Origin of the sequence: Natrinema pallidum DSM 3751 (genome assembly GCF_000337615.1) — an archaeon.
Classification (GTDB): Archaea; Halobacteriota; Halobacteria; order Halobacteriales; family Natrialbaceae; genus Natrinema; species Natrinema pallidum.
Genome location: NZ_AOII01000113.1, coordinates 85,911 through 92,288, shown reverse-complemented (window position 1 = coordinate 92,288; position 6,378 = coordinate 85,911). Strand labels below are relative to the sequence as shown.

Annotated in this window: 7 protein-coding genes and 3 pseudogenes; 8 read left to right on the top strand and 2 right to left on the bottom strand. The window is 57.1% G+C overall.

Features of this window, described 5'->3' with window-relative positions; all coding sequences use genetic code 11:
* The 5 genes and pseudogenes from C487_RS19935 to C487_RS19025 form a co-directional block, all read left to right on the top strand.
* Positions 1 to 182: pseudogene (locus C487_RS19935) on the top strand (IS4 family transposase); the annotation flags it as partial.
* A 336-nt stretch (positions 183 to 518) separates the two neighbouring features.
* Positions 519 to 923, top strand: a complete 405-nt coding sequence (locus C487_RS19040; protein ID WP_006187483.1) for a VOC family protein — start codon at positions 519 to 521, stop codon at positions 921 to 923.
* A 38-nt stretch (positions 924 to 961) separates the two neighbouring features.
* Positions 962 to 1,900 carry a glutathione S-transferase family protein gene (locus C487_RS19035; RefSeq protein WP_006187482.1) on the top strand — a complete coding sequence of 313 codons (939 nt, stop codon included), beginning with the start codon at positions 962 to 964 and terminating at the stop codon, positions 1,898 to 1,900.
* Between the two features lie 60 nt (positions 1,901 to 1,960).
* Positions 1,961 to 3,400, top strand: coding sequence for a pyridoxal phosphate-dependent decarboxylase family protein (locus C487_RS19030; protein WP_049908296.1), 1,440 nt, complete (start codon positions 1,961 to 1,963; stop codon positions 3,398 to 3,400).
* 204 nt (positions 3,401 to 3,604) lie between these two features.
* Positions 3,605 to 3,973, top strand: a complete 369-nt coding sequence (locus tag C487_RS19025) for a winged helix-turn-helix transcriptional regulator (RefSeq protein WP_006187480.1) — start codon at positions 3,605 to 3,607, stop codon at positions 3,971 to 3,973.
* A 25-nt stretch (positions 3,974 to 3,998) separates the two neighbouring features.
* Here C487_RS19025 and C487_RS19020 read toward each other — a convergent pair whose 3' ends face one another.
* Together C487_RS19020 and C487_RS19930 are read right to left on the bottom strand one after the other, a co-directional pair.
* Positions 3,999 to 4,346 carry a carboxymuconolactone decarboxylase family protein gene (locus tag C487_RS19020; RefSeq protein ID WP_006187479.1) on the bottom strand — a complete coding sequence of 116 codons (348 nt, stop codon included), beginning with the start codon at positions 4,344 to 4,346 and terminating at the stop codon, positions 3,999 to 4,001.
* Positions 4,345 to 4,524, bottom strand: a pseudogene (locus tag C487_RS19930) (restriction endonuclease); the annotation flags it as partial. The pseudogene C487_RS19930 and the gene C487_RS19020, both read right to left, overlap by 2 nt.
* A 136-nt stretch (positions 4,525 to 4,660) precedes the next feature.
* Between C487_RS19930 and C487_RS19925 the strand changes: the two are divergent.
* From C487_RS19925 to C487_RS19000, 3 genes and pseudogenes are all read left to right on the top strand, one after another.
* Positions 4,661 to 4,975: a toxin-antitoxin system TumE family protein gene (locus C487_RS19925; protein ID WP_083864680.1), complete on the top strand. Its 315-nt coding sequence runs from the start codon at positions 4,661 to 4,663 to the stop codon at positions 4,973 to 4,975.
* 23 nt (positions 4,976 to 4,998) lie between these two features.
* Positions 4,999 to 5,418, top strand: a complete 420-nt coding sequence (locus tag C487_RS19920; RefSeq protein ID WP_006187477.1) for an HVO_A0114 family putative DNA-binding protein — start codon at positions 4,999 to 5,001, stop codon at positions 5,416 to 5,418.
* Positions 5,419 to 5,750: 332 nt separating this feature from the next.
* Positions 5,751 to 6,284 (top strand): annotated as a pseudogene (locus C487_RS19000) (ArdC-like ssDNA-binding domain-containing protein); the annotation flags it as partial.
* Between the last annotated feature and the right edge of the window lie 94 nt (positions 6,285 to 6,378).

The following is a 6,378-nucleotide window of genomic DNA, read 5'->3' as shown; positions in this document are numbered from 1 at the left end:
GCTGGGCGGCGACCTTCCGGTCGCACGCCCAGCTCATCCTTCACGAACTCGGTGAACACCTCGGCTACTCTCCACCACCATTGCTAGAGCGGTTGATCGACGACGCTCAGAAGATACACCAACAACGACCGATACTCCAAGAGAAGCTCGCTACCGCTACACAACCGAGGACTGGGGCCTAACTAAAGACCAATGGTCTCAGAAACAATAGACTCTGGTGCATTTTAGCTAAGAGGGCACTGTCTAGTTGAGTCAGTTTGAGAAGTGAGCCGGTCGTTGAGTAACTTGCTGAGAGATGCTCGCAGACCTGCTCACTTCTCAAACCGCGCTAACTAGACGGTGCCCCATTAAGCTTCCTACCAGTTTTGGATGCTGTTCAGAGTGCGGTACAAGATACAGAGCACGTATCTTGACGGTGATTCACTTAGACTCAGTTGGGTGGTTAGTCGAATGTGACCTGAGCAGACCCGGCTTGCCTGAATTATATTTGACGGACGATTCTATCTCAACCCAGAACGATGGACGCACAACGTATCGACCACGTTCACCTCCGCATCCCGGCGGATGAGATCGAGCATGCAGTCGAATTCTATCAAGGCCACCTCGGATTCCCCCTTGAAGGATTTGACGAGTACGAACAGGGCGAGACACCGATTTTTCACTTCCGACTCACAGCGGACACAATCATTCACGTCAGACCGACCGACGAGTTCGTCCACCCGGATCGAGAAAACTTCGACCACCTCGCGATCATTCTGGACGAGAACATCGAGGACGTCAAGCAGGAACTCCAGGACGCAGGTGTCATCATCGAGCGAGAAGGGACGCCCGACGGCGCGACGGGTGAAGCTCCGGCAATCTACGTTCGCGACCCGTTCGGCTACCTCCTCGAACTCAAAGAACCTGTCTCGGGGACCGTGTAGTCAACGCTCATCGACAAACACAACTCAAATTATCAGACATGGGACGACTCATCGACGGCCACTGGAAGACGGCAGACGAATTGACCGAGAGCGACCGGAACAAGCGCGGAGACTCGTTTCGAGACCGAATCCACTCGGAATCCCAGTACTTCCCAGAGGCGGGCCGGTATCACCTGTACATCGCCCGCGCCTGTCCGTGGGCTCACGGTGCTGCCCTGGTGCGGAAGCTCCTCGGCCTCGAGGACGCTATCCCGATGGACATCGTCGAACCGTATCGTGGCGGTGGTGGCTGGCAGTTCAGCCCCAACAAACCAGGCTGTACACCGGACTCACTCCATGACTCTGAGTTCCTCCACGAAGTCTACACCGCAGCTGATTCGGAGTACACTGGCGGCGTTACCACGCCGGTTCTCTGGGACCGGGACGAGGAGACTATCGTCAACAACGAGTCCATCGAGATCATGGAGATGCTCGCGACGGCGTTCGCCGACCACAGCGACGAGTACGACCTGTATCCTGCGGAGACCCGTGACCGCATCGATGCGGTCATCGAGGAGTTGCACGAACCGATTCTCAAGGGGGCGTACACTGCTGGGTTTGCCGACTCTCAGGGGACGTACGAGCGGGCGGTCGATTCCATGTTCGACGCCCTCGACTACTGGGAGGCCGTGCTCGAAGACCAGCGGTTCCTCGTCGGGGATTCGCTGACGCTCGCCGACCTCCGACTATTTCCTGCACTCGTCCGGTTCGATCCCGTCTACTACACGCACTTCAAGTGTAACGTCCGGCGCCTCGTCGATTATCCGAACCTCTGGGCGTACACGCGGGACATCTACCAACACGACGGCGTCTCGGAGACCGTGAATCTCGACCACATCAAGCAGCACTATTACCGGAGCCACACGGACATCAACCCGACCGGATTCGTCCCAGTCGGGCCCGACATCGACTTTACCGCGAGCTACGACCGGGAATGAGTGTGTACCCTGGGTTATGGCTCCGCATGTTCGAAGTCACTGGAAGTAGAGACAGTATTCATGAACCGTTCTAACTCGCCGGAAACGGGGTTCATCGATCCGAGTGGCGCTAACGACGAAGCCGTACGCGACCTCGCTGAGAACGTTCTAGACCAGCTCCTTGACCAGCTCGGGACAGCAGAAGACCGATCGCCGTTACCAGACGAGTCAACTATCCTATCTGTTACACTTCCTGAGTCTCCACGGTCTGAGGACGACCTTCTCGGGGATCTTGAGACAATCGTCGAGGGCTCGATGAACCCTGTGCATCCAGGATACATCGGCCACATGGACACGATCCCCACGACGGTGTCGGTGCTGGGTGATCTCGTCGCTTCAGCGGTCAACAACAATCTGCTAAGTGTGGAGATGTCACCGGTATTCTCGGAACTCGAGGTACAAGTCACCGAGACTATCGCCAGTGAGTTCGGACTCGGACCAAACCCCGGCGGGGTCCTCACCAGTGGCGGATCGCTCGCGAACCTCCACGCGCTTGCAGTCGCCCGCAACCACACGTTCGACGTTCACGAAGACGGACTCACCGGACTGGACAGCGAGCCAGTGCTATTCACCTCTGGGGTGGCACACACATCGCTACAGAAGGCCGCAATGCTACTCGGACTCGGGACCGAGAGCGTCGTCACGGTCGAGACGGACGCGGACTCGCGGATGAAACCAAGCGCACTGACCGAGGCGGTCGAACAGACGAAACGAGACGGTCGTACGCCATTCTGTGTCGTCGCCACCGCTGGGACGACGACGACTGGGAACATCGACCCGCTTCCAGCGCTCCGTGACATCGCGGATCAATACGACCTGTGGCTCCACGTAGACGCAGCCTACGGCGGTGCGCTGGTCTTCTCCGAAGCTGAACGCGGTCGACTGGACGGAATAGAGGCCGCAGACTCGGTGACGTTCAACCCCCAGAAGTGGTGTTACGTCGCGAAGACGTGTGCGATGGCACTTTTCGGGAACGTCGACATGCTACAGATGGACTTCCGAGTTGGGGCACCCTACATGGGTGACGATGATGCAATCCCGAACCTCGGCGAACTTAGTGTCCAAGGCACCCGGCGGGCGGATGTGCTGAAGCTCTGGCTCACCTTCCAGCACCTCGGCCGGGACGGACTCGAACAGCTGATCGACGAGAGCTATCGGTTGACTGCCGTGCTTCGCAGCCGCGTGGCCGAACACGATGCGCTGGAACTGGCGAGCGAGCCGGAGATGAACTTGGTCTGTTTCCGTGCCGCGCCCGACTGGTGTCCGCCGGAGGAACGTGACGCGCTAAACGAGCGACTCCAGCGGACGCTACTGGCTGAGTATGACGTCTTCGTTTCGCTCCCGACCTATCGTGACAACCGCTGGCTGCGTGTCGTGTTACTGAACCCGTTCACCGACGAGACGACACTCGACAGATTGTTCGACGGGATTGAGGCAGTTCTGGACGCACAACAGACGTAGCCTGCTCACTACCTTCGTGACCGGCACGGACTCCCCGTACCGATACAGTCGAATCGGATTTCGACACTCACCTGCACGTAGAAATCGACTTACGAACGCTTGGAAGACGCGCTTTCGTTCAAAACATCCCACGTACAGCGTTGTTTTGCCAGTGTGATGACGGTCTAGACAAACTCTTACGTGAATGACTACCCAATAATGGGTATGGCTCCGGCGCCCGACGAGGAAATCGACGACAACCTCCGCGAGGTTCGGGAACTGACGCCGAACGCGTGTGCAGGCGTTCAGTCACTCGACCAGTTCGGCACCAAGTGGCGGCTTCGTATCCTCTACAACTTGTTTGAGGGCGACCACCGATTTAACGAACTGAAGCGAGCGTCTGGCGCGAGCTCGTACACGCTCTCGCGCGTCCTCGAATCTCTCGAAGACGACGGGATCGTTCACCGTCGTGTCGAGGAAGGCCCGCCCGTCGAGACGCACTACAGTCTTACTGAGAAGGGGACGGCACTCGAACCAGTGTTTGACGCGATCGACGAGTGGAATGCAGAGTGGGTCGGCGAGATGGACGAGTAATCTACTGAGGGAGCTTCCGTTTTGGCTACTCCTCGAGGGCGTGAGCAGCGGTCGCTAGTGTTCCGAGGCCGCCCTGATTGGCGATGACCTTCACCGTTTCCGCGAGTTCCTTCTCGGAGACGCCCTGTGACCGGGCGACTGCAGCGAGGTCTTCCACGCCACTCGCGTTTCCGTCGGCCGCATCGAGTGCCAGCGTGATGAGCGTCTTCGTCTGTACGGAGAGCGCACCATCGGTCCCGGCGTTCCGTGCGAGTGCTGCGACGTGGTCGGCGAAGTTCGAGTCGTGCGTGCGAAGTTTCGTCAGAAACTCCGGCTCAGCGGGTGGGTCTGCGAACAATCCAGCGAACGGGTCTGTCGTGTCGTCTGTGGGCATGCTTACACTCGACAACAATCGCTCGCCGAGTCCCGTCGACGACCTCTTCCATCAGAATGTCCCGCCCCTCATCAGCCGTTTTTGCGGCCTGCCGGACGTTTTCGTAACCAAGGTTTCGGAAGACGTCCGCCATCAAATCCTCGAATTCGAACCCAGAGAAATTATCCAAGACTGCCATTTCGGAGATATCCAGAACATATTACTCAATTATTAAATATGTTCTGAGCCGCTCGAGTGTATCAGATAGCTAGAGGAGGTGTTGAGTATTTACCCAACACGCTTTTGATGTTGGGGAACATCCCAACAGATGAGGGATGGGTCATGAACTCACGCATCGGTATACCCACGTCGAAGCCGGACTTGTCGAAAATGTCGTCATACGACGTACGACCGATACAAACACCTACCCGTCCGGTTGGAAATACACACTTCACTTGGGCACGCTACAAGACCTGACGCTCATCCGCTACGATAACGCCCACGAAGATACCAAAGGCCATGAACTCCACACCGCTGCTGGCGATACTGATCTCAAGTTTCCAGGAGTGGAGGAACTCCTCGTTGAGTTCTGGGCCAATGCTGACGAATACTGGGACACCGCTGGCGGCAATCCACCACGTCCCTATTGAAAACCACATTTCCACACCAACCAATGACCACACTTCACATCACTGTCGGCGATCGAGCACAGGTTCGTAAGGACACTCTCCAGTTCATCCAAGACGCCGAAGCTGATGAACTAGATCAGAGTGATGAGCAGGCAGTCCTCCAGTTCGGTACCTACGACGATCTCGTTGACAGTCTCACACCACTGCGTCTCACTCTCATCCAAGCAATCGCCAAAAACCACCCCTCGAGTATGCGTGAAGCTGCACGGCTCGTCGATCGCGATGTCTCTGATGTCCATGCAGACCTGAAGCACCTTGAGGTGCTGGGTATTCTCGAACTTGAAGAAGGCGGCCCTGGTGGCGCAATACAACCAATCGTCCCCTTCGATAAAATCGAGATGCATATCGACTACCCCCTCCTTGACGACGGCGACGTCGACAGCACTCCTGCCAGTGCAGATTAGTCATCTATTTTTTGTTTGTCAACAACAGGAATCCCTTGCAGAAGTTGAATCACTGCTGATTGGGACAGCGTACGATGCATACCTAGCGTCGCTCTTGAACAGGAGCGGAACACCAGATGACGCGCCGATCAAAGTGGAGAGACCAGCATCCGCTGACTGACGACTCTCTAGCTGCTCGAGTCTGGCGTATTTTTGAGACCCCCTAAGGGGTGGAGGTCTTCTCGAGTTCAGTTCAATTCGATCCGACTCGACTCGAGAAGCACTGATCAAACATGGCTACGAGCAGCAGCTCCCGGGAAACGTTCGACGATTCGGACACCCGGCACGACGAGATGCACAGTACGATCGAAGCATGGATCCAGGACCTNAGCAGCAGCTCCCGGGAAACGTTCGACGATTCGGACACCCGGCACGACGAGATGCACAGTACGATCGAAGCATGGATCCAGGACCTCGTCGACGAAGTCGATGACGCCGTCTCGAGCGAACAGTTCACAGAATGGTTGGATGTCCAGAGTCGCTTCCACGACTACTCGCACCGAAACACGCTGTTGATCAAACTCCAGTGTCCGCATGCAACACGCGTTGCCGGCTACCGAACATGGCAAAACGAGTTTGACCGGCACGTCAAAGAAGGGGAGACGGCGATCTGGATCTGGGCACCCATCATCGCAAAGCAGTGTCCCGACTGCGGAAACTCGCCGTCGTATCATGAGCGCAGTGACTGTGAATACGATGAGACACCGCTGGATAGTTGGGAGAAAGGACTCGTGGGCTTTCGACCAGCGCCCGTCTTCGATATCTCACAAACTGACGGCGAGCCACTGCCCGACCTCGAGACCGAAGCACGGGGACAAGCTGACGAGTGGGAAGCAATCGACGCAGGGGAAGTCAACTCGCCGAAGCCACCGATCCGACACACTGGGGCGATCGGCGACGCCTACGAGGAACGGATGCCGC

Excerpts from the sequence above, each read along its gene's own strand:
- C487_RS19030 (WP_049908296.1), top strand. The coding sequence starts at position 1,961 with ATGAACCGTTCTAACTCGCCGGAAACGGGGTTCATCGATCCGAGTGGC.
- C487_RS19035 (WP_006187482.1), top strand. The coding sequence starts at position 962 with ATGGGACGACTCATCGACGGCCACTGGAAGACGGCAGACGAATTGACC.
- C487_RS19020 (WP_006187479.1), bottom strand. The coding sequence starts at position 4,346 with ATGCCCACAGACGACACGACAGACCCGTTCGCTGGATTGTTCGCAGAC.
- C487_RS19925 (WP_083864680.1), top strand. The coding sequence starts at position 4,661 with ATGGGTCATGAACTCACGCATCGGTATACCCACGTCGAAGCCGGACTT.
- C487_RS19025 (WP_006187480.1), top strand. The coding sequence starts at position 3,605 with ATGGCTCCGGCGCCCGACGAGGAAATCGACGACAACCTCCGCGAGGTT.
- C487_RS19920 (WP_006187477.1), top strand. The coding sequence starts at position 4,999 with ATGACCACACTTCACATCACTGTCGGCGATCGAGCACAGGTTCGTAAG.
- C487_RS19040 (WP_006187483.1), top strand. The coding sequence starts at position 519 with ATGGACGCACAACGTATCGACCACGTTCACCTCCGCATCCCGGCGGAT.